Origin of the sequence: Wolbachia endosymbiont (group B) of Philonthus cognatus (assembly GCF_947179345.1) — a bacterium.
Taxonomy (GTDB): domain Bacteria; phylum Pseudomonadota; class Alphaproteobacteria; order Rickettsiales; family Anaplasmataceae; genus Wolbachia.
In genome coordinates this window covers 610,137-636,791 of sequence record NZ_CAMXBG010000002.1, presented here as the reverse complement: position 1 = coordinate 636,791, position 26,655 = coordinate 610,137, and the positions used below count along the sequence as shown (strand labels likewise).

Below are 26,655 nucleotides of genomic sequence, written 5' to 3'. Positions count from 1 at the left end.
GTTTTTTAAAGTTTTTGCTTGGTGATCATGAATATTCTACCACTCTTTTGAATTTATATCTGGTTTAAAGAAAACTTAACAATTGGTTGTTCTATATCTTCCACTTTTTCTAGCTTTGTGCCGGGCTTTATGGCATTATACAGCGCAAAACCTATACACGCCAATCCAGCTATTCCCACAACTGCTACTACTACAGGCATTTTCATGATATACAATGCAATGCTGCTTACCAGTAACACTACACCAGCACTACCGACCACGATTGCCTGTCTTTGTTGTATTAGCAGTTTTTCTTTTTCATCTGCAGTATTTCCTTTGCCAAATTCACTATAAAAATATGGTTTGGAAGAAGAAAGGCTATCAGAGGCATTTAGACCTTGTGCAACAGTTTCTGTTGAAGCAGTGGTACTTTTTTCGTATATTAATTGATTGTCATCTTCATAATCTCCTATTAAAGGTACAAAGTCAACAGCACTTTTATGCTCTATAGTCGATGTATTCAGATTATCTTTACATTCTTCCTCATATACTAAGTCACGCATAAGTTTCTCTTTTGATTCTAAATCAATTGTAATTGCCTCTTTTTGCTGTTTTGCAATCGTTAATGGTTCTTTCTCTTTGCCTGCAGCATCGATGTCACAACATAGTTTGGGAAATAGGTTGTCAGAAGCGTTTAGCTCTTGCTCATCAAAAGAGTTCTCAGCTTCTTTGTTGCTTTCACACATGAGAGGATTTTCACTTTCTATTAAAATATTTCGAGCTTCTTCACTGCTTACAATCCTAGATTCATGTATTTCATAGTCTTTATTGACATCTTCACATCTAGTTTCAGCATTATCACTTACAGGCATATCATTTTTAACTTCTATATTTAGAATTTCTTCAAATTCCTTGAGGATCTTTGCACTTTCTTTGCAATTGTGTTTATTAGCATAGTCAAGTAGTGTATAGCTTATTTCTTGGTTTTCTGCTTTCTCCACTTTCACTTTCTGGTTGAGAATTTCTTCTAAAATACCATTCTTTTTAGAAGCTTCTAGAACTGTTCTAATAGCTTTACTATTTTCCATGCAGGATACCAGTGCCGTGTAAGTTATTGTTAGACCATTTGGCAATTTTTGGGTCAATTTCTCACTAAGAACATCCTGTAAAATTCCTTGATTTATTGCTTCTTGTAAAAGCTCCTCAAAAGCTTGATTATTTTTATAGAACATAGATTGGCACAGTAGCGTCAGAGTCCCTTCCTTTTCCTCATCCTTGTAAATTATTTTTTTTGTAAGAAGTTTCTGTGTGTTGTAATTAGATTTATTAAATTTCTCACTAATATTTTCACCGTTTTCTATCTTCTTTAATAGCTTGAAAAGCTTTTTTTTATCTTCATTTGTAAAATTATCCTGATCACCTGCCAGCTTATAGGTTATATTTTTTTCGTTCTTGGTCTTTTTGAACTTTGGCATCATATTTCTTTCTCTACAACATTTAATTTTATAAATTAGTTACATTAATAACTTATTAATTGCTTAATTAAGGCACCAATTTGTAAAACTTATCCATCTGCTCACTCCATAGCATTGGTATTTCTCTCAAGTCAACCAACTTCAAATCTCTTGGCTGTCTCCCATTCACTATGTCTTCCTTAATCTTTGGTGCTAAATAATTTAACCTTAAAATTTGCTGTATACGTCTTGTACCTATATTAATTTTGGCACTCAGTTCTCCTACACTTGCATATTTCCCTTCTTCTAGTTGCCGTTTCCATAGGTGGGCTCTTACCACTCCTTTCAGTAGCGCATTGTTTGTTTTGCCTTCTGGTTCTATTACTGTGCATTTCTTTCCTTTCTTTTTTAACCACATTGGTATAAATTCCACCTTATCCTCTAAACACACTTCTATTTCATCTTCTTTTACCATCACTCCCTTTATTAACTTTTTCACTACTTCTTTCTGTCTTCTAAAACTTAAATTTTTCCATTTTTCTTCGGTCTTTTCTTTCCAATTTTCATATAGCTGCTCCGCTCTCTTCATTACTTCTTTTTCTACTTCTCCTGCTACTATTGTTCGGTTCACTGATCCACAATCCTTCCCCCTTAAATGGTTATTGCACACATAATATCGGTACCTTTTATTCTCCTTTTTTGAGTATGTCAGCGTCATATTTACACCGCAGTTCTTGCACTTAATTATTCCTCTAAGCAGCGCTTCCTCATATTTTGCTTTTCTATATGGCTGATTCCTTATTAATTCTTGTGCTTTTTGCCATTTTTCTTCCTCTATTATTGCTTCATGCTTTCCTTCATACTCTTTCTCATAATGTCTTATCTTTCCCACATATATTGGATTTGTTATTATTCTCCTCACCGTTGCCTTTTTAAAGATATCTGATTTTGTTCGGTATCCTTCTCTGTTTAACTCTCTTGCCAACTCTGCCATTGACTTCAGCTCCAAATATCTTTCAAATATATGCTTTACTGTTTTTGCTTCTTTCTCATTTATTATTAACTCTTTATCTTTTACATCATACCCAAATGGCAAAGTTCCTCCCATCCATAATCCTTGCTCTTTTGATGTTGCTATTTTATTTTTTACTCTCTCTACAATCATCTCTCTTTCTAGTTGTGCTGCTCCTGATAACACTGTTTGTACAAACTTTCCCATTGGCGTATTATTGTCAAATATCTGCGTTACTGCTACAAAATTTACTCGGTGCCTTCTAAAAAATGACGTTACTTCGATGCTGTCCTTTGTTTCCCTTGATAACCTGTCTAGCGTATATACTACCACACAGTCCACTTCTCCTGCCTTTACATCTTCAAACAACTCCCTTATTGCTGGTCTTTCTAAATTTTTTCCTGAAAATCCGCCATCATCGTACCTTTTGGGCAATACTACCCACCCTTCTCTGCTCTTTATGTACTTTTCACATGCTACTCGCTGCGCATCAAGACTATTAAACTTTTGTTCTAGCCCATCCTCATTTGATTTTCTTGTATATATCGCACACCTTACCTCTTTTAGCATTCTCTCTCCTCAATTTCCACTTTTATCACGCATCCCGAATAATAAAGGTCCGTTGTAGCTCATTCCCATTATTTTTCCTGCCACTGCTGATAATGACGTGTAAAATTCTTCTCTGTAGATCAATCCTGTATCCACTACCATTATTGCATGCGTTTCTTCACCCCTTTCTAATATCAGCTCTGTTCCCACTGCTGGCAGTTTATCGCTACTTATTCTTTTTCCCTTCTCTAGCCGATCTGCTAGGTATTCCAGTCTTTTGGCACCTTTTCTTGACATTTCTCCATACGCTTTCTCCTGTATCCTATACGCCAATCTTGGTATCAGATATTTCTTTGAGTATCTAGGTGCCTCTTCCTCAAATACCTTCTTCCATATTTTCCTCAGCTCTTCCAACGCTTTTTTCTCTAAACATTTTACCTCTTTTTCTACTTTTTTTTCCATATAATCACCTTTTCAAACACAGCACTTCTGAATTTTTAAAAACGCTATAGCACTTTTTCATCCACAGTTTCTAGCTCCTCCTTTGCCACTATCACACCTGCTGCCGTGCTTTCCGATACAACCCTTACTCTTTCTATAAACTCTCTCTGCTTATTTGCCATTTTTACGTTCTCTAACACTTCTTTTATCTCTTTACTATTTCTCGCATAATCCATTGGCGTTTTGCCAGATTTATCCTTTTGCTCTACATTCCCTCCCGCTTTTACTAGCTCTTCTACTATTTTTATCTCTGCCACCATGCAGGCAAGATGCAACGGAGCAAATTTGCTACTTCGTTCCACTGCGTTTACATCGACTCCTGCCTTTATCAGCTCTTTTATATTTTCTAGACGTTGCCCCATCACTGCTAGGTGTAGTGGTCTATATTTCCCGGCATCTGCTGCATCTACATCTGCTCCCTTTTTGATTAATAATTCACTTTTTTTGGATCTGGCATTCCCACCGCGTAATGTAGTATCGTCCTTCCTTTTGTGTCTTTTTTATTAATATCTTCTATTGAGTTATCTAATACTTCTTTCCACGCCTTATTAAACTCTTCTCTTTCTTTCTGACTAAATTTTACCATAACTTTCCTCAGCTATTAATGCAATATAAAGTGGCTCCAATTTGGCTCACTTTAGCGCTTAGCAAATCTTGTTTATTTACCAGCTACTTTTTCACTTAGGGCTGTTTCGGCATAAAAAGCAAGTTTTTTTTGCTAAATTTACACATTTTTTCCACATATTATATTAAGATATAAATCTACATGCTTAATCTGTTAAATCTACCTCCTCTAGTTGTAATTCATTTACGTTTCGTTTCTCCATTACCTCCTCTATTGCCTTGTTTGCTTCTCCATACATCACTTCTACATCTCTCATATTCACTCCCTTCTTTTCTAGATAACTTGTCACTTTCGGGTAAATTTTTGCATAGTTTAGTGGGCTACATCCAAATTTATCTACTGTATCAAGATCTCCTCCTGCATTTATCAGCTCTTCTATTGTTCCTATTCTTCTTGCTAAACAGGCTAAGTGTAGTGGTACTGCTTTATTGTTTGATTTTGCATTTACTGTAGCTCCTCCTTCTATCAGCACTTTCACATTTTTTCTTCTTCCTAAAAACGCTGCTAGGTGCAACGGTGTCTCGCCTCTATTGTTTCTATCGTTTGTACCTGCTCCTTTTTCTATTAATAACTTTATTACTTCTGGCTCTGACACCTGTGCTGCTCGGTGCAATATTGTGCAACCTGCTGCGTCTTTTTCATTTATTTGTTGAAACCTGTTTTCTGATAATGCTTTCAATAACCTATCAAAAACATTCCTTGCTTCTTTCCTTGACATAACATACCTCACTTTCCCTTTGAAATTTTCGCAACCAAACTCTTTTTTTTGAGCTCCCTCCTCACCACATCTTGCTTAAGTCTGCCTTCAACACTTCATCTATCATTTCGTTCACTTGGCTCATTATCTTGCTTGCTAAATTTTTACATTCTTCCTTTATTAGTGACTTATCTTTCTTCCTTATTTCTCCTATCTCTATTATTTTTAACTCAGGTAAATAGCTCCTATTCAACATGTCTGCTATTTCTCTCACTAGCATCTCTATTCCATAGCACGTCAGTTCTCTACTTTTTGTTATTCCTCCTTGTTCTCTTAAGAATTTACTTGCCTTTTCACTCTCTTTGCTATCACATAGACGATACTTTTCACTTTCCCATATGTAATACATTGGTGTTGCACCTTACTTATTCAGTTGATTAACTTCAGCTCCGGCCTTTACTAGCTCTTTTATTATTTCAATTCCTGCTCCTCCTATTTTGCATGCAGAGTGCAATGGCGTACATCCACTGACATATTGAGTGGCATTTACTTCTGCTCCTTCTCTTAGCAGTACTTTTACATTTTCTAAGCTTTTCGCAAATACTGCACAGTGTAGTGGTGTATAACCCTTTTTATCTCTTGCATTAACATTTGCTCCTTTATTTATTAATAACCTTACTGTTTTGTAATCAGAGATTTCTACTGCTTGGTGTAATATCGTCTCTCCTTCTTCATTTCTTTTATTAATATTTTTAAATCCGTTACTTGATACTTCTTTAAAAAACTTACTAAAAGATTCTCTCTTTTCTTCGTTGAACCCCATTGCATACCTCACAAAATTAGCTTTTCTAGCGCCAGACAAATTTCTTATGTTTACCTGCTGCTATTCAAGTCATGTCCGTTTTAGCATGAGAAAGCAAGTCTTTTTCTTTTTATTTCATACACTTTTACCTATTATTAACATAATATATGAGGATATAAATATAAGTACTTAACTTATTATAGATATTACTTGACTATTTTTCCAACTTCTGTTCAAATGTCGATGTTCGTGCCACGTTAGTACGCCTGGGTAAAATACCAAAATGTAACTTTCTAACTCGTGTATTGCGTCCTTTTGCTTTAAATCTAAATTGTTTTCAAAATGAACATAGTGTTCTGCCACACCAAATCTTATAACTTTCTGGTTGGTAAAATCTTCTACTTTGTAGTGGTGAGTAACGCTAAACCTTTCTAAAATTGGCTTGTATTTTAAATTCCACAGTTGTTCAGATAGTTTGCTACTTCCTAGTAAAAATTTACTTCCTTTTTCTTCCACACTACCAACTGGAAAACATGCGTTTATTTCCCCCAAGTTCCAGCTATCTGATAATACTATCTGCGCTTTCGCAAACTTAATCTCAGGTAATAAGCTCTGTGGTAGCGGATATAGCGCTTTGAAGTTATACCACACATGATTTCTTTCATAAATACCGTTATAATTCTTTGTGTGAGGCTCGGTTTCTCCAAGTATTGCTACATCTAGGCGATATATATCATTGCTTAAAGCTCGTTCATAATGATCGCGTAGATAGTTTTCTATAATCCTAATAACTGGACCACTAGACCTGAAAAAATTTACTCTCCCAAATGATAACACCGGTCCATCTTCTTCTATTTTTACACCTGAGTAATCCGATAACAAATTTCCAAAAAAACTTTCATCTAAAATGAACCTACCAATGTTGTAGTGATCGTTAAAAATTCTCATTAGTCTCGATCTTGCAGGCAATGATAGTTTTGCAAGCTCTACTACTGCATCTACAAAGAAATCATTTGGTACGTCTCTTATCCCTATCTGTAATTCAAAGAAATGTTTTCCTGGAGGTTCCTCAATGATTGTAATATCATCTATATTTGCCCATTTTAATGCTATTTTCAGGGATGCTGGTGTTCCTCTTAAACGCTGAAATTCTACCCCTTCTTTTATCGCTCTTCTTTTGTCTTTTGCCCAGCGTAGAATTTCTTCTAACCCGTATTCTTCAACCAACCACGGCAATACTTTTTCCCCTAGGCTAAATTTAAATCCTCTTATCCTGCTTGGATCAACTTTATAATCGATTGCATTAACCAGTGCTCGCTCTTGCTTTGTTGCGTTTGGCGGTAATAAACTTTTCATTTGTCTTTTCTTTCAAGTTGCTTTAATTTCCTTTATTTAGGTAGCTTATGAGTAAGCAAGAGATCATTGCAGAACTGATCAAAAATAAAGATGTTCTTAATATCGAAAACACTTTCCATAATATTTAACCATATTATCCATACTTTAAAAAATAAGTTACAACTTCTGGAAGAAAATCAATACTTTCGTCTCCCTAACATTGGTCATTTTTATCCAGTAAACCTTAAACCACTTATTGCACGTAATCCTCTCACTGGTGAAACTTTTATGATTCCACAAAGCAAAAAAATACGTTTTAAATCCTATCTAACTTGACGTAGCCAAGCACTGCACACTCATTCCCCAGAACCACAACATCCTCTCTTGGCTCGATTAATTCTACGTTTTCTACACCCTCTACAAACAAATTTGCTATTATCCAAGATCTTGTAACATTCCATCCCAGCCTTCTATTTGCTTCAAACTTCTTAATGAACTGCTTCTTGATTTCCTCCTTCGATATTACAGGACTTATGCTCATTCTGCTGTGAATATCTATTTCCGTAATATTGCAACCAATTACTGTTACTGTATCTGTTAAAACCCTTATATCATCTCTAGTAACCTGCTTTTTTACAATTTCTAGTAGCTCTTCTGACACTATGCCAGTTGTGGATAATTGTGTTGATAAGATTGAAATTTGTACTTTCCCTGGTATAGGTGATTCCACTAGTGCATCTTTTACTCTACTATCTGCTGACAGTGCATAATACCTATAATACTCCTTGCTTCCACACGTGCTTGAGCCTACTATCTTTGCTTTAATTCTTTTTCTAAATCGTTCATCATCTTCCCCTTTTTCCCTTTCTACACCATAAAACTCAGCTAAATTATCAAGATCTTCTCCCATTGCAAACTTCAGTACATTACTTTTTACTGCCTCATTTATTCTTTGTCTTAGTAACAATTCCCTCCATGCTGCTACCTCAAGAATCTTTATCGCTGGATCACTTTCAACTAATGCTGAAAAGGTTTCATCTCTACGGACTAACTCTTCCTTCATTCTCGAAAAGATTTCTTCATAACTTAGCTTTTCTACAATATTTAGCTGCTGCATCTTTAAACTACAATTTCATCAAAATGAATGTTTTTCCCGCTTAGTAAGTATAATCCTTCTAGGTCAAGCGTTACTTTTCCTTCTTTCACCTCTGTCATTTTTACTTTTTCTAGCTTAAATCTTTCCTCCCACCTTTGTAGAGCTTCTGCTACTGCTGAATAGATTTCCAAAGTTAAATCTCTATTTATTGGCTTATCCACCAATTCAAATAATCTTGAGCCATAATCTCTCCTCATTATTCTACTGTTTACTGGAGTGGTTAGTATATCAATTATCGATTGCTTTAAGTGCTCTATTCCTTCTAACGCTTTTCCAGTTTTATTGCTCATCCCACGCATTTTTAGCCTGCAAACACGTTTTCACTACCTTTTATTACTTTAAAACCACATGAAACTATATCTCCTACTCTTCCTACACTAAGACCATTCGCAAACACTGTTTTTGATCCTTCAGTTAATGCTCTTCCTTCACTAAAACTGTCTCCTTGTCTACACATTGACTTACCGTTTACAAAAACATTATTACTGCCGCTAATGCAGAAATGTGGTATAGCTTCTCCACAGTAGTCTCCTAACCTCACTATTCCTTTGTTCAATTTAAGTCGATCCTTTCTGCTTTCAGTTTTATTCCACTTTTTGTCATTTCTATGCTCGATTCCCCAGCTTTCAGTGTTATTTTATCTACTACTTCAATCTCTAAATGATGTCTTTCTTTATCATATAACAATCTTGTTCCATCTTGAAATTTTATACTATTTATTTCTTTTTTATTCTCTGGTGCATGGTATTTTTCCTGATATATTCCTGCTAACACCACTCCTAATGATAGTTCACCAAGAGGAGAAAATACCATAACCTGTCCATCAATATCTGGCGGAGACCAATCTCTATCTTTTCCTGCTTTACTTGTTATCCATGGCAGATAATCTGTTACAATATCTCCTATTTTAACTCTTACTTTTGCTTTTTCATAATCTATTTCTTTTACAACTCCTATACGAATGATATTCGCTAATTTTCTACTTAGCTCTGAAATTGCAAAATTATGATCCAACATTTATATTTCCCACGTTTATGGTATGTGGCTTAATCTTATTTTCTGTCCATATCGATTTACCTAAATGAAGCTGATGACTCCAATCAACCATCCACACCAAATATGCATCTAATTCGGGTCTAAATCCATCAGGCTCTGCAGAGAGAAATTCAGCAGGAGAAATATTTTTTACGTTCCAAGTATTTTTATTTACTACTCTTGCTACTTCTGCTGCTAATGACCTTACAACTAACGAGGAATACTCGACTGTTCCATCAACTACAATTCTCGCTTCAAATCTTGCTTTCAGGGCTAATTCCTCTGTTCCAGGATCTTTTCCCGATTCTAAACTCACAAGCTCTACAAATACCGCTGGCGCTACTAATTCTTTCCTTATTGCTGGATATACTTCGCATGTTTGTATCACAGAAATTTCTTTCTTCAGCGTAGTGCAGATTGCGTTATGCAAATCTTTGAAATTCATACACTTTCTGTAATATAACTTAATTCACGTTCAAAAAATTTTGTAAATACTTTCTCAACCTCATAATTAACAAGATTTCCTATTATCCTTGAAGCCTCTGGTTCCAGCGGTAGTTTTACTTCCTTTATTGGCAATGCTGCTCTTCCTTCACGTTTAAACATACCGCTATTTCCTTTTGGCATAACTGCTGCAAATCCTCCTATAAATTGGTGCTTTCCTACTTTCGATCCTCTTCTTGTTTTTTGTATTTTGCCAATTGTCGATGCTCTAATGTCATAGAGATTTGCTCTAATTAACACTTCTAATCTGCTTGTTTTTGCTTTAAAAATTCTTAATCTCTTTCTTATCAAACTTAATTTTATCTTCTTTTCCTCACTGATTTCCTTAGCTGCTTGCGCTTTTAACCATAGTGCCGTTTTGTTTAACGCTTTTATAGTTGCCAGTTTTATTTTCTGCTCTTTTCTTTCAATATTGGAGATTATTTCATTAATATTGTTACTAATCAAACACTTTCTATTGCCTCAATTTTCCATATTTCACTCGAAGAATCTTTTAACGGTGGTTCAAAAATCTTGTAGAACCTTTTTTCAATCTTGATATAATCACCTATGCTAAAGGAAGTAACGTCCTGATCACGTATTTCTACAGAAGCAATTTGCTGAGTTAATGCTCCATCTGCACCTAGAGAGTACGTAGTCTCAGGACGTTTAATTAGCACTTTTATTTTACGAATACCTTCCTTATTTCGATTACAATATATGGCTTCCACTCCTAGATGATCAAAACAATCTTCTAATAATCTCCCTATATTCATCAACTAGAACTAATTTTTACCAAAACTGCCGGACGATGGCACATTGGCAGAGGATTTGACTGTGTATGTAAATCAGTTCCTCTATCAAACCTCCTTGGCTCTTGTTTTGCATATAGTGGCTGTCCAAGAGTATTTACTGTCTCATTAAAGTCTGCTGGTGCAAAATATGTTGTAAATGTGCTCGCTGTTCCTAGTGGAAAACAGTGCCCTGTATCTCTTTCTATAAATCTTCTTACGGTTCCTTCAGGGTCAGTTGCTTGCCCTCTATATTCCTCAAACGTTATTCCACAGAACGTAAACCCTGACCTCATATCATTCCGAAGCGCTGCTCCTTCTTGCCATCTCTCATATGCTTCTTTCACTTTAGTATGAGAAGTAAGTGCATCAAAAAACTCAGGGCTTATGAGTGCATGAATTCCCGTCATATATTCACCACTTAAGTTGTCTTCAATATGTCGCAATACTTCCAGACACTTACGCTTTACATCTGTTGTTGCTGTTCCAAGGGCAAAATTTACTACTTTTGGCGTGATTTCAAATTCGTTGTACAGATTTAATAATTCTGACCCATCAGCATCTAAAATTATTCCTTTGAGCGCTCCCATTCGCAAATGCTCCAACGTTATTGCATGTTTGTTTCTCATTAGCTGCAAATGATCAGTTATTACATCTGCAAGCGCTTTAAGTTCACTCTCTGATCCAAATGCCCTTATTCCTTGTACTTCCTCTGGTAACACTACATCATCATGTGGAATATGTGGAATCGTAAATGTTCTTACCTTTCTTTTTCCTCTTTTTCCTACTGTTGCTGGTGCTCCTGGAACTTGTGTTGGCAATAGACTTAAAACTCCATTATGCTCTTCTATGGTAATATGTCTAAATCTTACTGACCTATTTGGAAATAAATTTAGATTTTCAACTCGTCCATAATTTATCGGCAATATATTCATCGCATTTGTTAGTGCCGTCATGCTAAATGCTGTATTTGTAAATGGATTTTGCATTTTTTCTCTCCCTTTTTTCCTATTAATTTTAGTTAAACTCCCTTGCGAAGGATGATCCCTCGTCCTTCAAGTTGCTTTATTGCTTCAGCCTTTTGCTCCTCAGTGATATTTGCTGGCCACACCACTGCATGATCTGCTAGCATTGCTATACGAGTAATGATTACTGCTTTGGTGTTTTCCGTTGCGTTTACATCACTTGTTATTACACCTATTGCTGTTTGTGTGCCATCTGTTCCAATGGGATTAAGTACTCTAATAAAACCATCGTCCGTCTTTTTGGCAACTACTGTACCAAGCTTTAGGTTCTGCCCTTTTGCTACTGTTATCTGATCTCTTGAATATAGACTTGATGCCTCATACTTTAATAAGTCACCCAGATTATTTTGTTCGCTTATACAACTCATAAATTTCTCTCCTTAACTGCTTACCGCCGCTTTTATCAATGCTATATACGGCGGTTATAAAAATACTTTAACTCCTACGACTTCTTGCTACCTGTATCATTAAATCTTCTCCTGAATTCTGTGGTATTGCACTCAGTATCTCTGTCTTCTTCGTTCTCTCTGCAAGTAATTCCATTAAAACTTCCCTGGCTTGCTCAACACTTACGCCTTGCTCAATAAATTCTTCTATCTTTTCTGGTACCTTCGATAAATTACATAAACGTATTAATTCAAGAACTTCAGTACGATACTTGGTTAAATTATCAGTTTCTAGGTCATTTGTAGTTTGTTCATTCATAGTAATACTCCTGTTTTTATTAATAGATGAAAGAATTGTAATTCCGTCTGCAAGGCCTATTTCTACTGCTTTCTCCCCAAAATATAGCCCTGCCTCTGTTGATCGAATCTTTTCAATTGAAAGACCTCTGTTCCTTGCTATTAGCTGCAAAAACATTTCATATAGTCGGTCTACTTCTTTTTGTAAGCTTTCCAGACTTTCAGACGTCATTGGCTCATGTGGGTTTAAATCATTCTTTCGACTACCAGCAAAGATTGTGGTGTACTTAATACCTTGCTTTTCATCAAATCTACTTTGATCTATATGACTTGCTATTACTCCAATACTGCCAACACCAGAAGTTCTGCTCACAAATACCTTCTCAGCGCTAGAAGCTATAGCATATGCAGCAGAGTATGCATCATCATTTGCTATTGCGATAATTCTCTTTTTTGCTCTTGATTCATAAATAAAATCAGCTAGGTCAAACACTCCATTTACTTCCCCTCCTGGGCTGTCTATTTCCAGCATAATTGTCTCTATGCTACTATCTGCTAATGCTTGTGTAATTTGTTCTTCTATTTGCTCATATGATGTCATTCCGAGCATTTCATCAAATGCACCAGGTTTTTTAGTTAAAATGCCATGTATCGGTATTATTCCTCTTTCACTATTTCTTACTGCATGTTTTATATTTTTAAAGATAGGCTGCTTTCCTGTTTGTAGTGACAGTAACTCAAAACTCCTTGGTTCTACCATTACACATCTGTTTAGCCATTGTTGTTTCATATCACCTCTTGATTTGCAGTAACCTCAGAATCAAAACTTAAGCCCAGTTCGCTTGCACGTCTTTGATCTTCTGCTATTTCTTGGTCAATTTCTTCTACATCGTAACCCATTTCTGATACTACTTCTGCTCGACTCTTAAATCCATTCCTTACTGCCATTTGCTGTGCTTGCTGGTCTTTCAGTGGATCCACCCAATCAAATCCCTGTGGTATCCATTTTACTTCTTCTTTCGCTGCTTTTACTACTTTTTCATCTATACAGAGTTCTCCACAAAGTACTGCTAACTCTAGCCATCTACTCCATACTGGTCTGCAAAACTGAAATACTATAATGTTATGTTGCAGCATAGCGCATCGACGACGAAACTCTATTAATCCCGCTCTGATTGATGAATAATTAACACCGGTTAAATCTCCTGTTAGCTGCTCATATGTTATCCCTGTGCCTATTGCTATTGCCCTTAGCTGCTGTCTCATGAATGCTTCATAACTTCCTCCAACATCAGATGGCTCTGAAAACTTTATATCCTCACCTGGATCAAGTAGTTGCATAGTACCAGGTTCTAGGCCTGATAGTGCTACTCCATGCTCATTTGCCTCACTTTCACCTAAAATATTTGCTTCTGGGTCAAGTCTTGTAATAAATCCAGCAAACATTGCTGCAGTTTTCTTTCTCACCAGCTCTGCATCATCGTATTGATCAAGCTCATAAAGCTTTAGTAGTATATTAGAAAGCCATGGCTCTCCTCTAATTTGCCCAGGTCTTAGTGGTCTATAGATATGTAAAACATCATTTGCTGGCACTCTTACTGACTCTCCAAAGGTACTTTCACCAGGGTGTTCTCTAAATAAGTAATATGCTTCTCTCTGCCCAATTCTATTGAACTCAATCCCGTTTCTTATTACATTACCATTTGCTAAAGTTTGATTTGTTTTATTATCTAAATGTTCAGACTCAAGTACTTGCAGTTGCAATGGTACAGAAAATCTATCCTCTAGCTTTCTCGTTCTTAAACGTACAAAACATTCTCCTCCCTCTATCATACTTCTGCATACTAGAGCTTGTAATCCATAAAAATCACTTACTCCGCCACTGTCTGCTTCATCTGTCCATTTCAGCCATAATTCTTGTACTTTCTTTCGAAATTCTCCATCTCTTGCTTTTGATTGCGGTTTTATTCCTGTTCCAATAGAGTTACTTACTATTGTATCAATGATATTTGCTGCATATGGATTTTTTCTCACCATATCACGTGATCGACTACGTAAGTGCTCAAGGCTTTGAGACAGCAAATTGTTTATGCTTCCTGTTTCTTCTTGCCAATACATTATCCTTCTTCCTGATCCTGCAGCGTCCCATGCAGAACTTTTTGGTTTTGGTTTATTGAATAGTTGCTTGAATGATTTGAGTAGCATTACTTTTCTTTATCTGAAACTTTGGATAACTCAGCCTCTAGCTCTTCTACTGTTGGTAAAGCTGCCTTTATATTCTTTGGTAGATTTTCAGTAATTTTATATTCTGCCAACCCTATCGGTTTATTTATGTCTTTCAGTGTATACTTAGCTAGTACGTTATCCTTTGACTTGCATAAAATTAATCCTATAGATGGTTGATCTGTTTCGTGCTTTAGTAAATCATCAACGGCTGAAAGATAAAAATTCATTTTACCTGCATACTCTGGCTTGAAATCTTTGTCTTTTAGCTCGATTACTACAAAGCAACGTAACTTTAAATGGTAAAACAATAAATCAATATAAAAGTCTTTATTTCCAACATCTAAGTGAAATTGCCTACCAACAAATGCAAATCCTTCCCCTAGCTCTAGCAGAAATTTTTCCACATGGCCTACAAGACCTTTTTCTACTTCTCTTTCGTGAGCATCGTCTCCTATACTCAAAAAATCAAAAATATATGGATCTTTTAATGTATAATGTGCTAAATCTGACTGCGGAGAAGGTAATTTATCTTTGAAGTTAGTAACAGCTTTTCCTTGACGTTTGTGCAATTCACGTTCGATTTGCATCACCATTATACTACGTGACCAACCGTGCTCTATAGCCTTTTGAAAATAGAATAGTCTTTCTTTTCGATCTTTTACTTTATCTAAAATAACTACAATATGAAACCAAGGCAATTGTGCAGCAACCTGCTGCGTAAATTCAGTATCTTGATATTCTGCAGCAAATTGGCGCATATACGTAAGATTCCTAGCACTAAACCCCTTCATTTCTGGAAATGCGCTTCTTAAATCCTTACTTAGCTGATCTATGATTTTAGCACCCCAACCATGTTCTTTTTGGCGCCTTAAGATCTCTGTACCAATATAGTGATAAAGCACAATGAGTTTGCTATTTACTGCTAATGCTGCTTTATAACGACTAGTAGCAATCTGCTCTTTTAGCTGCTCTAAAAATTCTGTGTATTCTTTTGCTATAACTTTTGTCATAAAATTCCTTTCAACGATTTTTATTATTATATGATCCCTTTACTCGTTGAAAAAATAATCTTTCTTTTGGCTACGGTTTTCAGTTCAGCTTTAATACGTTGTCTTAAGCTTAGTAAATCATTTATATCTACTTCTGCATAACGGACAACATGGTCACCATATGCAATTGATACTACTCTTTCTCCGCTTTGCAGTTTTTGAATTGCTTTCTCAACTTGAGTTAAATATTCTTCACTGTACATTTTGATTACCAAGCCACTTACTCTGTCTTACTTTTTTAGGCTTTTTACTTTCTGGTTTTTCACTTAAACTATTCCATTTACTCTCTGGCCAACGATCGATTCCAAGCGCAATAGATGCAGCTCTTGCATAAATCCTACAGTCTAATACTTCATTTCTTTCTCTTACCTTTTGCCACTCCTGTTTGGTGTATCCTTTCACCACTTTGCTAACCAATTGCTCTGCCGTTAACTGCTTAAAATATTCAGGTGCATATTCTGGAAAATGACAATATCCAGGTAGAGATTTTCCCTCTTCTTCTTTTAAAATATTAAGTAATTGAAAAAGCTCTGACTTTAATATCGATACTCCTACTGGCCAGAGCTTTATTCCTCTCTTTAGCTTTTGACCACCAACTGTTATATCTACTCTACTTGGGCTGCTAAGTGGTACTAGTGCTTTATTTACACCTTTCACTGCCATTACTCTTCCAGAGCCTTGATGACTCCTTACCCAATTATACACTTCCTGCGTTGCATACCCTGCATCAACCGCCATCATACTTATCATATATTCAAGACCATTTTCACCAATAAAATGATGATTGAGGAGCTCCGAAAGCTTTCCCCATACTTCTCCTCCTCCTGTATCTCCTTCAAATACTCGGTAGTCTATTGACCAACTTTCACGGCTTTTTCCCCATGCTACAACTTCTACTTCTAACCGATCTTTTTGGACATCTACTCCTGCTGTGAGAACCACTTCACCTTTTGGTACTGTGCCTACGGGAAAAAATTCTCTCCTGTTAAATAATTGCTTCCAATCTGGTACTTCTCCTTTATCTACCCAGGTTTCTCCAAGCGTAGTATTTATCCAAACCTTCAGTAATTGTTCGCTTTCCTTTGCATGGAGAAAGTCCTCTACTGCTTGTTGCCAACTATACCAGCCTACTGGACTATAAAGACTTGAAAGATGAAATCCTTTTTTCTCCCCTTCTTTTGCCCCTGTAGCTCTCCATTCTCCACGGTCTAGCATCTCTGTCTTTTGATGATTTTCTATCTTTTCACCACATTCTATACACATATAGTGTGCTGTATTTGGATTTTTATCTTCCCATTTTATTTGTGACCACTTTAAAATTTGGTAATAATTACAATGCGGACATGGTACAAAAAAATATCTCTTGTCTGTAGCTTCAAATTCTTTCTCAATTCTGCTTATTCCATGAATCGTTGGTGTTGATACTAAAAAAATCTTTCGTCGTGCAAATGTATTAGTTCGGGCTATGCTGAGTAAAACTGGATCTCCTTCTCCTCCTGAATCTCCTGGGTAGGCATCTATTTCATCAAGAAAGAGATATTTTACTGGCATAGATCTCAGTGCTACACTGCTATTTGCTCCGGTTATTACTACTATTCCACCTGGAAACTCCTTACTTTGCACAGTATTGCCCGAATCTCTTGACCTTGGGTCTTTTACTTTACTTTTTAAACATGGCGTACTCTCTATTAACGGTGCAAATCTTCCCTTCGACCAACGTTTTCCCATTTCAACTGTTGGCTGTACTACTAGCATTGGCCCTGGTGTTTGATCGATGATATAGCCTATCCAATTGTTACCAGCTTCTGTTCCCCCAATCTGCGCTCCTTTCATGAATACTATTTTCTCCGCTGGAGAAGATGGAGATAGTGAATCCATGATTTCTTTTAAATAAGGAGTTCTTTCCGTTCTCCATTTACCTGGCTCTGATGCTGCAGTTGGTGCTAGAACTCGATACTCATTCGCCCACTCTGATACTTTAAGCTGGGGATCTGGTCTTAAACCTTCAGAAAATGATGTGGCGTATATCATTGTCTGCATCTACTCACAATTGCAACATCATTAACAGTAGAACTACACTCCTCCAATTCCATAAACATCTTTTTCTGAAATTCGTTTTCTATATATCTTTTGCTCATCTCACTTATCATTAGTGCTATAATAATCGCAAATATCCCTGTTGTTGTTGCAAAAATGATTGCACTGCTTATTGTTGTTGCTGTTAACCCTATATATACCGCTATTGCTACTGCACTTACTGAGGTAAAAACACAGATCACACTATTGTATTTTCTTACTTTTGCATCTCTATGTTCTATACACCTATAATAAACTGGTACAGACTTGCCTATCTCGTCTGGTAATTTGATGCTCTTTTCTTTAAATAAAGTTTTTAGCAATTCTAAATTATTTGACTTGATTGCTAAGTGCAGAACATGTGTATAATTTGCTCCTTTTTTCAGCAATAACTTTACTACATGTAAATGCCCTTTTTCCGCAGCAAGGTAAATCGGTGATAGACCTTTATTATTTACAATATCAATATTGATTTCTTCTTTTAAAATTGCATCTACAATCTCAATTTCTCCCATTTGTGCAGCTAAATGGAGTAGACTATTCTTTTCAAAACCGTATTTATTACTCACCAAAGCCTTCTTTATCTCAGGTTTAGCGTAATCAAATGGTGTCTTGCCGCTATCGTCTTTTACCAGAGGGTCTATATCTTCTCGCGTTAGTAAGACCTCTATTGTTTTAAGTCTTTCAGCGTAATGTAGAGGTGTTCTATTTTCGTAGTCCTGCAAATTGACTTGAGCATTAGGCTCCTTTATTAAGCATTTGAGAATATCAAGACATAAATCCCTTTCATCGTAATTAGTATTACTTACAGCTATATGCACAGGTGATAATTTCATCGAGTTTTGTCCTACACGTGCGCTATTTACATCTGCTCCTAGCTCCAGTAATAACTTTACTATCTCCAACTTCTTGTTATTAACTGCATAGTGCATTGGTGTCTGATTTCGTCCATCAAAGACATCTATTTCAGCTTTTCCTTCTCTTATCAAGATCTTTACAACTTCTGCATGTCCTATTCCTGCTGCTAGATGTAATGGAGTATGATGCAAAGCATTTCGTACATTAACGTCAATACCTTTTCCTATCAAATATCTAACTGCATTAACTTCACCTATCATTGCAGCTAAATGAAGTAAGTTATCTTGTTCTGATCCGTATTTGTTATTAATTAGTGCTTGTAATATTTCTGCTTTTTTCCCCTCTTTGGCGTAATCAAGAGATGTTTTACCATCATTATCTTCTACAAAAGGATTAATGTTCTTCTTCGTGAGTAACAAGTCCACCATACTTAATTCGTCAAATTCTATAGCGCAATGTAGTGGTGTTTTTCCGTTTAACCCTCTAACATTAACATCTAATCCAGGTTGATTAATGAGGCATTTTATTAGTTCTAAACTTAAGTTAGCAGACATTATTAAAATTTAGCGTTAGATAATTCTTCAAGTGAGTTTGTAATCTCTTCAGTTAGCGTCATATGAATCTTTTCAGTGTCACTCAGTGATGCAAGCAGTGCTGAAACTCTATTTGGAATATTAAGCAAATTATTACGGACAACTCTTGCTACATTAAATGCTTCGCGCTTTACTTCCTCTACTGCTACAAGTTCACCAATCTCAGCTTTTGCCTTTGCCTCAAGCAATTTGCCACGTTCCATTTCATTTTTTATTCGCGTTTTAAGCAACATCGTGGAAAGTTTTTCTCCGTTTTCTGAATAGTTTTTTCTTCTCAGTGGTTGACTTGGATCTCTTATTGCTGCCACTGCTTCATTTGCTTGTTCTCTACTTACCAAACCATCCTCCAACTCAACTATTCCTTTTTTTACTAAATAACAGACATATTGCTTTGAAAATCCTTGTTCTCTTGCCCATTCTGTTTGCGTTATCTTTTCCACTTTTTTTGCCCCTTTATTTCTTCTTGAATTTGTGCAAAAGTTTTGCCAGTACCGGCTAAAATGGCATCTCTTCTGGTATATATTTGCCAACGTTTTATGGTTACATCTACAAATTTTGAATCTAGCTCTATTGTCCTACAAATTCTTCCTGTTCTCTCACATGCAATCAGTGTACTTCCAGAGCCGCTAAATGGATCAAGAACTATGTCTCCAGATCTACTACTATTAACTATTGCTCTCTCCATTAGCTCTACTGGCTTCATTGTTGGGTGCAGTGAGTTATGTATTGGCTTATCATAAAACCATAGATCACTTTGATTTCTTCCTCCATGCCACTCACGTTTATTGCCGCTTTTCCATCCATAGAGCATTGCTTCGTATTGTCTTTGATAATCTGATCTACCTAGCGTAAAGTGATTCTTTGCCCAAATGATAAATGTTGACCATTTTCCTCCTGCCTCCTCAAATGCTTTTTGCAACGTTGAAAACTCTGATGATGATATGCAGATGTAAATTGCACCTTTCGTATATGCTAAAATATGGGAACAGATGTCATAGAGAAAAAGTTCGTACTTTTCACCTTGATTATCATTTAATATCTTTTTGTCTTGGCTATTACCATAATCAACGTTATATGGAGGATCACAAACAGTAATATCTGCCATTTTACCATCTAAAAGCGCTTTATATGATTCAACTACAGAGCTATCACCACAATAGATTCGATGATCACCTAAAATCCATAGATCACCTGGTTTTGTTATTTCTACCTTTTTGTCATCAATAGCTAAGTCAGAAAGATCTTCTTTTTCACCATCAAAATCATCGAGAAACCGTTGAACTTTTTCCAATTCAAATCCTGTCATTTTAAGATCAAACTGCAAATCTTCTAGCTCTTGAATTTCTACCTTTAAAAGATCATCATCCCACTTTGCCCAATTAGCTGATTGATTGGCAAGTAACCGAAAAGCTTTAGTTTGTGGTTCAGTGTGTCCAGAGAAGGTGAAGATGTTCAGTGGGAGTCAGACCCACCAGGATAAAAGTCGGAGTCCTGTAGCTAGGGTAGCAATGTGGAGGGAAACCAAAATGTTGAAGCCTACCGACAACGTTATCGTAGGATAATGGCGAATTACCAGGCCGCAGTGAAAACGAACACATGGGTGGCCCCGAAAAACTCTAAGTACTAAAGGCCGAGCCCACTGAACCAGGGCGAAAGCAATATAGGAGGCTGAAACACGAATGATACAGCATACCTACTTTAGCGGGGTGATAGTGGCAGCATGGTAATAAGGACATATAAAGCAACTGGAGAAACCCTCCTCATCCCAAGGAGAAAAACCTTGGAGTGGTAGGTTCTATAACTGGAAAACAGGAAATGAACCGAAGATGAAAGGGTGGCGGATGGGTGTGTAGTAGCGAAGAAGTGGGGTAACGCCCATGGAGCAAAGGCACCCTACTAGTAGAGATCTTTTAACAAAAGGAAGGTAAAGGTAAAAATGACAAAAATGCCAATAAAATTACAAGACCTGAGAAGAAAGATATATATCAAAGCGAAAGCAGAACCGGAATGGCGATTCTGGGGAATCTATGTACACGTCTGCAAGATGGAGACACTAGAAGAAGCATATAAGCTAACAAAGAAAAGCAATGGGGCACCAGGAATTGATGGGGTAACATTCAAATCGATAGAGGCAGAAGGCTTAGAAAAGTATCTTCAGCAAATAAGACATGAACTAATAACCAAAACCTATAGCCCAAATAGGAACCGGAGAAAGGAAATACCAAAAGTTGGGGGAAAACTCAGAACGTTGAACATACCCTGCATCCGGGATAGAATAGTGCAAAGTGCACTAAAGCTAATAATTGAACCGATATATGAATCTGACTTTCAGGACGGATCATATGGATATAGACCCAAGAGAAAAGCGCATGAAGCAGTAAGCAGAGTAGCGAAAGCAGCAATCAAAGGCAATACAAAATGTATTGATGTAGACCTGAAATCCTATTTTGATAACGTACGACATCATATTCTCATGGAGAAAATTGCCAAGAGAATAAATGATAAAGAAATCATGCACTTGATCAAGCTAATCCTTAAGGTAGGAGGAAAACGAGGAATAGCGCAAGGGTCGCCGATCTCACCGTTGTTGAGCAATATATACCTCAATGAGGTAGACAAAATGCTAGAGAGAGCAAAAGAGGTGACCAGGGAAGAAAAATATCAACGTATAGAATACGCCAGATGGGCAGACGATTTAGTGATACTGATAGATGGGCACCAGAGATGGGAATGGCTCGAGAAATTAGTGTACAAAAGGTTACAAGAAGAATTAGCAAAACTAGAAGTAAGTGTAAATGAAGAAAAGACAAAAATTGCCAATCTAAAGAGAGGAGAAACATTCGGCTTTCTAGGATTTGACTTTCGAAAGAAAATTACAAAACAAGGAAAGTGGAGAGTACAGATAACACCACAGATGAAAACACGAACAAGCCTACTTCAAAAGTTGAAGAAGGTATTCAGTAACTATAAATCGCAACCAATAAGGAGAGTGATTCAGATCATCAATCCAATATTGAGAGGGTGGGTAAACTACTTTAGAATAGGAAACTCAAGTCGAAGCTTCAGCTACGTTAAACAGTGGGTAGAGAAGAAAACAAGACGCAATATGATGCAAGCCAGAAAAGCAAAAGGATTTGGTTGGGAAAGGTGGAGTAGCGAATGTATATATGAGACCCTTGGTCTATATTCGGACTATAGAATAAGATATTACGTTCCGAAAGCCTTACCAGCACAATATGTTATAAACTTTGGTAAGAATCTACTAGGAAAGCGTAGTGCGGGAAATCCGCATGCTGCGTTTGATGAGGCGGGAATTGGAAACGTAAACATGGGAATTTTGGATTGAGGACCAACATGAAAATAATGGATCAGCCACCAAAGGGAGTGTTAAATAAACTGTGTCAAACCGAGAAGTAAAGTAATAAATTGATATAAAAAATGGAGGTTTGACATGAGTCAAAAAATAGCAAATAGAACTACCGGTTTGGTAGACTATAAAGAATTAGAAACAAATATCTTATCATCTATACGAGAAGGAAGACCATTGACAGGAAGAGATGGTGCATTAACACCATTTATAAAAAAACTGCTAGAGGTGAGCCTGGAAGGTGAGATAGAAAACCATTTGTCAACTGAAAGCGAAGAAAACAACCGAAGAAATGGTAGAAATTCAAAGACTTTGAATACAAGTTCAGGATCATTTGAACTCTTCACGCCAAGAGATAGAAATGGGAGTTTTGAACCTCAGGCGGTTAAGAAAAGGCAAACTAATCTACATCCTGAGCTTGAAAAAAAGATCCTGAGTATGTTTGCAAGTGGCATGGGCTACAAAGATATAGCATCGCATGTTGAAGAAATTTATGACCACAAAATATCAGCGGCAGAGATATCAAGCATTACCGACAAATTACTGCCAGTGATAAATGAATGGCGCAGTCGACCGCTGCAGTCTGTATATCCGATAGTTTTCATGGACGGCATGTTCTTCAAAGTCAAAGAAGACGGACGGTGTGTAAGCAAATGCATGTATAACATATTAGGTGTAGATCAAGAAGGCAAAAAGGAGGTTTTGGGCTTCTATTTGGCTGAAAGTGAGGGAGCTAACTTTTGGCTCGGTGTGTTAAATGACCTCAAAGAAAGGGGTGTAGAGGATATTCTAATTGCTTGTGTAGATGGGCTGAAAAGCTTTCCTACGGCTATAAATAGCGTGTTCCCTAATGCAGAGGTGCAGCTATGTATAGTGCATCAGATAAGGAACTCGCTGAAATATGTGTCTAGCAAAGATGTGAAAAGTTTTATGAGCGATTTGAAGAAAATATATCAGGCTTCAAACAAGGAAATTGCTGAAAATTATTTGCTGGAGCTGGATGAAAAATGGGGCACGAAATATCCAATGGTTATAAAGTCTTGGCAGAATAATTGGGAAAATTTGTCTGGCTATTTTAAGTATTCTGACCCAGTGAAAAGGCTGGTTTACACTACAAATCCAATTGAGGGCCTGCATAGACAAATCAGAAAATTTACCAAAACCAAGGGCTCATTTACCAGCATAAGTGCCTTGTACAAACAGGTATATTGTGCTATAAAAAAGGTGGAAGAGAAATGGACAATGTCTGTACAAAATTGGGCATTAACCGTGTCTCAACTTGATATTTTCTTTCCGAACAGATTGAAAATTGAGTTGAATTAAAAATGCGGTTTGACACAGTTTATTTAACACTCCCCCACCAAACCCTAAAGAGGCGCGCCAGTTCTCGACCCTACTAACAGCTCTCTTTCCTTAAAACTGCAATATCCTTTGTCTGTCATAATAATGTGATCCTCTAGTTCAATTCCCACTCCTTGACATGCTGATACTAATTCTCTAGTCATAACCTTATCATCTTCTGACGGTTCCAAACTCCCTCCTGGATGATTATGAGCTAATATTATTGATGCTGCTTCCATTGATAACGCCTTTTTTACCACTTTCCTTTCAGATAGGTGTACTTCGTCTATTGTACCAAAATAAACTTCATCTCTTATCAAACGGTTCTGTTTATCCAAATATATTATCTGAACAGCTTCTTTTGCTGAAAAGCCTATGTTTACCCTTACATACTCTATCAGCTTTTCTTGACTATCCATTACCGGGCCTCTCTTTAACCCTTCTCTTAGTGCCCTCTTGTAAGCTTCTTTAACACATTCAATTGCTGCGGCTGCATGTTCGGTCATTCCTTCTATCATTTTCAGATCATCGATTTCTCGTCCTAAAATTTCTCCTATTCCTGGGCAATTATCCATTAAAGTTTTAGTAACATCTTGTGCTTGCTTTCTGTCATGAACTGCTCCTAGAAGCACTGCCATTATTTCACGATCAAACAGAGCACTTCCTCCTCCACTCTGTAATACTCTCTCTATTTCTTCTGTAAGTTTTTCACTATTATTCATAAAATATACTCCTCGTTAATAACAAATTGTTTTTAATTGTTTACTGCTGTTTTTTATCAGCATTGGCATAGAGCCATAGCTTCCGAGTGAAGTCAAATCAATTTTTCAATCTTTTTTACTTATTTTTTCATGAATAGGTAAAGATATTAATACATATTTATTTTCAAGTTATGTAAAAAGGTTGTTGTTAATCAATTATTTTAGAAATAACATCAGTAGAAAAACCTAACTGAAGTAAATTATTTGCAACTTTCATTCCCTCTATTTTATCAATCTTCTCTTTGTAAATTTGCTTTCTTTGCAATAGAAATTCTACCCATATATTTAGCTCATCTCGTGATTCTTGATTGTCAATTTTTCTATATTCTCTTGCCAAACCTAATAACTCATTTTCTGCTTCACCATCCTTGCAATCATTTTTTTTGTATTCCTTTATCAGATCTTCAGTATCCACTGATAATTCTCTTGCTATCTCCCACAACCTTTCACTTAAAAGAGTAACGCTACCTTGCTCATAATGATGTATTTGCGAGGGTCCCACATTAAGCTTTTTTGCTAACTCTTCTTGTGTATATCCTCTGATTATTCTCCACTTCTTGATCTCTTGCCCTCTGTTTGGCTCGTATCTCTCTTTATCAGCATATTCTTCAATTGATAAGCCTGTTGCTCGATAGATAATCTCAGTAGCAAACCCTGCCTTAACTAGATCTTTTGCAATTCTTATTCTTGCTGCTTTTATATTACTTTCTTCCTCAGTTCGGATAGATTTGGTTAATGCATAAATTGCTTTTCGTCCTTCTATTCTTTTGTATTTTTCTATAAAATTATACATTTCCTGGCTCCTAGCTTCATCAAAACAACTGCTCTCTTTTAGCACTTTTCGTCTTGGAAAGAGATTTCTAATAGGAATTGATAACGCCTCTGCTAGGATTTTTAACTTTTCAGTTGGAATGCCACATGTTCCTTGCTCGTATCTTATCAGTGTATGATAGTTTATGTTTGCTTTGCCTGCTAAATCTTTTAGGGTATATTTTCTTTTTAACCTCCAGCTCCTTACTTTTTGCGCTATTTGGTACCTTATCGAGATATTTGCCATAAATATTATATAGGTTAATACTACAAAATAAAGATATACAAAATGTTTGCATTTTAGTTGAATATTTCTTCACAATTGTGTATAATCATTAATGCTTTTTATCTTACTTTCTCATGGCTTTTTCTAAATTTCTTGATGCACGCAACGATTATGCCTTCAAAAGAATATTTGGCACCGAGAAGAATAAAGATATTCTTATTCATTTCTTGAACGATATTTTAGGCTTTACTGGCTTGGCTGCTATTCACGATGTTGAATTCTTAGCTACCATTTTAGACCCTGAAATTGCCGCTAAAAAACAGAGTATTGTCGATGTTCTTTGTAAAGACTCTCAAGGTTCAAGATATATTATAGAAATGCAGTTCACTAAGACCAAGGGCTTCGAAAAACGTGCTCAATATTATGCTGCCAAAGCCTACTCAAGTCAAGCTGATCAAGGTGATGATTATCATAACCTCAAAGAAATTATCTTTATTGCTGTTGCTGATTGTATTATTTTTCCAGATAAGGCTGAGTACAAATCTAATCATGTCATTTTAGATCAAAATAGCTTTGAACATGACTTAAAGGATTTTTACTTCGTATTCATAGAACTACCAAAATTTATAAAGACAAAAGAAGACCAACTAGAAAATATAGTAGAAAAATGGTGTTACTTTTTTAGATATGCAGGAGAAACAAGGGAAGAGGATCTAGATAAGATAGTTGGTAGTGACGTAATAATAAAACGAGCTTATGAAGAGATGAATAAGTTTAATTGGTCAGAAGAAGAGTTACTAGCATACGAGCAAAGGAAAAAACGTCTAATGGATGAAGTGGCTGCTTTTGCTCAAAAATTTGATGAAGGTGTTAGGGTTGGAGAAGAAAAAGGCATTCTAATCGGCCATCAAAAAGGTAAAATTGAAGGTAAAATTGAAGGTAAAATTGAAGGTAAAATTGAAGGTAAAATTGAAGTTGCAAAAAACTCACTCAAGGCCGGTGTCTCTATAGATGTTATAGCTCAAATTACCGGTCTCTCTCATTCTGAAATTTCACAACTCAAAGAAAAAACATAATATTCCTACTTATTCACTTCAACATTTATGAAAACCTTCTCTAAGTTAGAAATATCCCCTCATTAAGAATCTAGTGAACTGTCTAAAATGGCTATAAAGATTGCACATAGAATTATATAAATTACTATCATAACGTTACCCAAAC

At 36.3% G+C, this 26,655-nt stretch carries 29 protein-coding genes and 2 pseudogenes; 4 read left to right on the top strand and 27 right to left on the bottom strand.

What is annotated here, in order from left to right; translation table 11 throughout:
* Window positions 1–53 precede the first annotated feature (53 nt).
* The 8 genes and pseudogenes from ONG78_RS04905 to ONG78_RS04870 all read right to left on the bottom strand — a co-directional run bounded on the left by ONG78_RS04905 (window position 54) and on the right by ONG78_RS04870 (window position 6,975).
* Window positions 54–1,457: a WD_0033/WD_0034 family tandem repeat-containing protein gene (locus tag ONG78_RS04905; protein ID WP_264377820.1), complete on the bottom strand. Its 1,404-nt coding sequence runs from the start codon at window positions 1,455–1,457 to the stop codon at window positions 54–56.
* A 64-nt stretch (window positions 1,458–1,521) separates the two neighbouring features.
* Entirely contained in the window at window positions 1,522–3,015 is a 1,494-nt protein-coding gene (locus ONG78_RS04900) for a recombinase family protein (RefSeq protein WP_264377819.1), read from the bottom strand.
* 9 nt (window positions 3,016–3,024) lie between these two features.
* The gene (locus ONG78_RS04895; protein WP_264377818.1) at window positions 3,025–3,456 is read right to left on the bottom strand and encodes a DUF2924 domain-containing protein; all 432 of its coding nucleotides are present in this window, start codon (window positions 3,454–3,456) and stop codon (window positions 3,025–3,027) included.
* 44 nt (window positions 3,457–3,500) lie between these two features.
* Window positions 3,501–3,857 carry an ankyrin repeat domain-containing protein gene (locus ONG78_RS04890; RefSeq protein ID WP_264377817.1) on the bottom strand — a complete coding sequence of 119 codons (357 nt, stop codon included), beginning with the start codon at window positions 3,855–3,857 and terminating at the stop codon, window positions 3,501–3,503.
* A 65-nt stretch (window positions 3,858–3,922) separates the two neighbouring features.
* The gene (locus tag ONG78_RS04885; RefSeq protein ID WP_264377816.1) at window positions 3,923–4,081 is read right to left on the bottom strand and encodes a hypothetical protein; all 159 of its coding nucleotides are present in this window, start codon (window positions 4,079–4,081) and stop codon (window positions 3,923–3,925) included.
* Between the two features lie 184 nt (window positions 4,082–4,265).
* Window positions 4,266–4,838, bottom strand: coding sequence for an ankyrin repeat domain-containing protein (locus ONG78_RS04880; protein WP_264377815.1), 573 nt, complete (start codon window positions 4,836–4,838; stop codon window positions 4,266–4,268).
* A gap of 61 nt (window positions 4,839–4,899) precedes the next feature.
* A pseudogene (locus ONG78_RS04875) lies at window positions 4,900–5,640 on the bottom strand (ankyrin repeat domain-containing protein).
* A gap of 168 nt (window positions 5,641–5,808) precedes the next feature.
* Window positions 5,809–6,975, bottom strand: coding sequence for a phage tail protein (locus tag ONG78_RS04870; protein ID WP_264377814.1), 1,167 nt, complete (start codon window positions 6,973–6,975; stop codon window positions 5,809–5,811).
* A gap of 90 nt (window positions 6,976–7,065) precedes the next feature.
* Here ONG78_RS04870 and ONG78_RS08015 point away from each other — a divergent pair, with 90 nt between their 5' ends.
* The gene (locus ONG78_RS08015) at window positions 7,066–7,290 is read left to right on the top strand and encodes an HU family DNA-binding protein (RefSeq protein WP_405197779.1); all 225 of its coding nucleotides are present in this window, start codon (window positions 7,066–7,068) and stop codon (window positions 7,288–7,290) included.
* On the opposite strand, the gene ONG78_RS04865 is transcribed toward ONG78_RS08015, so the two are convergent.
* The 17 genes and pseudogenes from ONG78_RS04865 to ONG78_RS04785 form a co-directional block, all read right to left on the bottom strand.
* The gene (locus ONG78_RS04865; RefSeq protein WP_264377813.1) at window positions 7,271–8,071 is read right to left on the bottom strand and encodes a baseplate assembly protein; all 801 of its coding nucleotides are present in this window, start codon (window positions 8,069–8,071) and stop codon (window positions 7,271–7,273) included. The genes ONG78_RS08015 and ONG78_RS04865 overlap by 20 nt on opposite strands.
* Window positions 8,072–8,073: 2 nt before the next feature.
* Window positions 8,074–8,409, bottom strand: a complete 336-nt coding sequence (locus ONG78_RS04860; protein WP_264377812.1) for a GPW/gp25 family protein — start codon at window positions 8,407–8,409, stop codon at window positions 8,074–8,076.
* A gap of 2 nt (window positions 8,410–8,411) precedes the next feature.
* Window positions 8,412–8,666, bottom strand: coding sequence for a PAAR domain-containing protein (locus tag ONG78_RS04855; protein WP_264377811.1), 255 nt, complete (start codon window positions 8,664–8,666; stop codon window positions 8,412–8,414).
* Window positions 8,663–9,127, bottom strand: coding sequence for a phage baseplate assembly protein V (locus ONG78_RS04850; protein ID WP_264377810.1), 465 nt, complete (start codon window positions 9,125–9,127; stop codon window positions 8,663–8,665). The genes ONG78_RS04855 and ONG78_RS04850 overlap by 4 nt, the downstream gene beginning before the upstream one ends.
* Window positions 9,114–9,590 carry a hypothetical protein gene (locus tag ONG78_RS04845; RefSeq protein ID WP_264377809.1) on the bottom strand — a complete coding sequence of 159 codons (477 nt, stop codon included), beginning with the start codon at window positions 9,588–9,590 and terminating at the stop codon, window positions 9,114–9,116. The genes ONG78_RS04850 and ONG78_RS04845 overlap by 14 nt, the downstream gene beginning before the upstream one ends.
* Complete coding sequence (locus ONG78_RS04840; RefSeq protein ID WP_405197778.1) at window positions 9,587–10,096, bottom strand: phage tail protein; 510 nt, start codon at window positions 10,094–10,096, stop codon at window positions 9,587–9,589. Before ONG78_RS04840 ends, ONG78_RS04845 begins: the two co-directional genes overlap by 4 nt.
* A complete protein-coding gene (locus ONG78_RS04835; protein ID WP_264377808.1) occupies window positions 10,093–10,404 on the bottom strand; it encodes a head-tail joining protein in 312 nt (103 codons plus the stop codon). The genes ONG78_RS04840 and ONG78_RS04835 overlap by 4 nt, the downstream gene beginning before the upstream one ends.
* Window positions 10,404–11,408, bottom strand: coding sequence for a major capsid protein (locus tag ONG78_RS04830; RefSeq protein WP_264377807.1), 1,005 nt, complete (start codon window positions 11,406–11,408; stop codon window positions 10,404–10,406). Before ONG78_RS04830 ends, ONG78_RS04835 begins: the two co-directional genes overlap by 1 nt.
* A 32-nt stretch (window positions 11,409–11,440) precedes the next feature.
* On the bottom strand, window positions 11,441–11,812 hold the full coding sequence (locus tag ONG78_RS04825; protein ID WP_264377806.1) for a head decoration protein: 372 nt from the start codon (window positions 11,810–11,812) through the stop codon (window positions 11,441–11,443).
* 67 nt (window positions 11,813–11,879) lie between these two features.
* Window positions 11,880–12,917 (bottom strand): S49 family peptidase, encoded by a 1,038-nt coding sequence (locus ONG78_RS04820; RefSeq protein ID WP_264377805.1) that lies wholly within the window; start codon window positions 12,915–12,917, stop codon window positions 11,880–11,882.
* Window positions 12,914–14,332 (bottom strand): phage portal protein, encoded by a 1,419-nt coding sequence (locus ONG78_RS04815; protein WP_264377804.1) that lies wholly within the window; start codon window positions 14,330–14,332, stop codon window positions 12,914–12,916. The genes ONG78_RS04820 and ONG78_RS04815 overlap by 4 nt, the downstream gene beginning before the upstream one ends.
* The gene (locus tag ONG78_RS04810; protein WP_253309293.1) at window positions 14,332–15,363 is read right to left on the bottom strand and encodes a PDDEXK nuclease domain-containing protein; all 1,032 of its coding nucleotides are present in this window, start codon (window positions 15,361–15,363) and stop codon (window positions 14,332–14,334) included. The genes ONG78_RS04815 and ONG78_RS04810 overlap by 1 nt, the downstream gene beginning before the upstream one ends.
* A gap of 26 nt (window positions 15,364–15,389) precedes the next feature.
* Window positions 15,390–15,605, bottom strand: coding sequence for a gpW family protein (locus ONG78_RS04805; RefSeq protein ID WP_253309294.1), 216 nt, complete (start codon window positions 15,603–15,605; stop codon window positions 15,390–15,392).
* Window positions 15,595–17,433: a phage terminase large subunit family protein gene (locus ONG78_RS04800; RefSeq protein ID WP_264378069.1), complete on the bottom strand. Its 1,839-nt coding sequence runs from the start codon at window positions 17,431–17,433 to the stop codon at window positions 15,595–15,597. The genes ONG78_RS04805 and ONG78_RS04800 overlap by 11 nt, the downstream gene beginning before the upstream one ends.
* Window positions 17,430–18,890: an ankyrin repeat domain-containing protein gene (locus tag ONG78_RS04795; RefSeq protein WP_264377803.1), complete on the bottom strand. Its 1,461-nt coding sequence runs from the start codon at window positions 18,888–18,890 to the stop codon at window positions 17,430–17,432. Before ONG78_RS04795 ends, ONG78_RS04800 begins: the two co-directional genes overlap by 4 nt.
* Before the next feature lie 2 nt (window positions 18,891–18,892).
* Entirely contained in the window at window positions 18,893–19,369 is a 477-nt protein-coding gene (locus ONG78_RS04790) for a hypothetical protein (protein WP_264377802.1), read from the bottom strand.
* Window positions 19,357–20,355, bottom strand: a pseudogene (locus ONG78_RS04785) (DNA-methyltransferase); the annotation flags it as partial. The pseudogene ONG78_RS04785 and the gene ONG78_RS04790, both read right to left, overlap by 13 nt.
* 510 nt (window positions 20,356–20,865) lie before the next feature.
* On the opposite strand from ONG78_RS04785, the gene ltrA reads away from it, so the two are divergent.
* The gene (ltrA, locus tag ONG78_RS04780; protein ID WP_264377598.1) at window positions 20,866–22,275 is read left to right on the top strand and encodes a group II intron reverse transcriptase/maturase; all 1,410 of its coding nucleotides are present in this window, start codon (window positions 20,866–20,868) and stop codon (window positions 22,273–22,275) included.
* Window positions 22,276–22,380: 105 nt separating this feature from the next.
* The gene (locus ONG78_RS04775) at window positions 22,381–23,619 is read left to right on the top strand and encodes an IS256 family transposase (protein WP_019078875.1); all 1,239 of its coding nucleotides are present in this window, start codon (window positions 22,381–22,383) and stop codon (window positions 23,617–23,619) included.
* Window positions 23,620–23,663: 44 nt separating this feature from the next.
* Here the strand turns inward: ONG78_RS04775 and ONG78_RS04770 are convergent, their stop codons facing one another.
* Together ONG78_RS04770 and wmk are read right to left on the bottom strand one after the other, a co-directional pair.
* Entirely contained in the window at window positions 23,664–24,359 is a 696-nt protein-coding gene (locus tag ONG78_RS04770) for a JAB domain-containing protein (protein WP_264377801.1), read from the bottom strand.
* Window positions 24,360–24,546: 187 nt separating this feature from the next.
* Entirely contained in the window at window positions 24,547–25,455 is a 909-nt protein-coding gene (gene wmk, locus ONG78_RS04765; protein ID WP_264377800.1) for a WO male-killing family protein Wmk, read from the bottom strand.
* A 113-nt stretch (window positions 25,456–25,568) separates the two neighbouring features.
* Between wmk and ONG78_RS04760 the strand changes: the two genes are divergently transcribed.
* Window positions 25,569–26,510, top strand: a complete 942-nt coding sequence (locus tag ONG78_RS04760) for an Rpn family recombination-promoting nuclease/putative transposase (RefSeq protein ID WP_264377799.1) — start codon at window positions 25,569–25,571, stop codon at window positions 26,508–26,510.
* Window positions 26,511–26,655 lie beyond the last annotated feature (145 nt).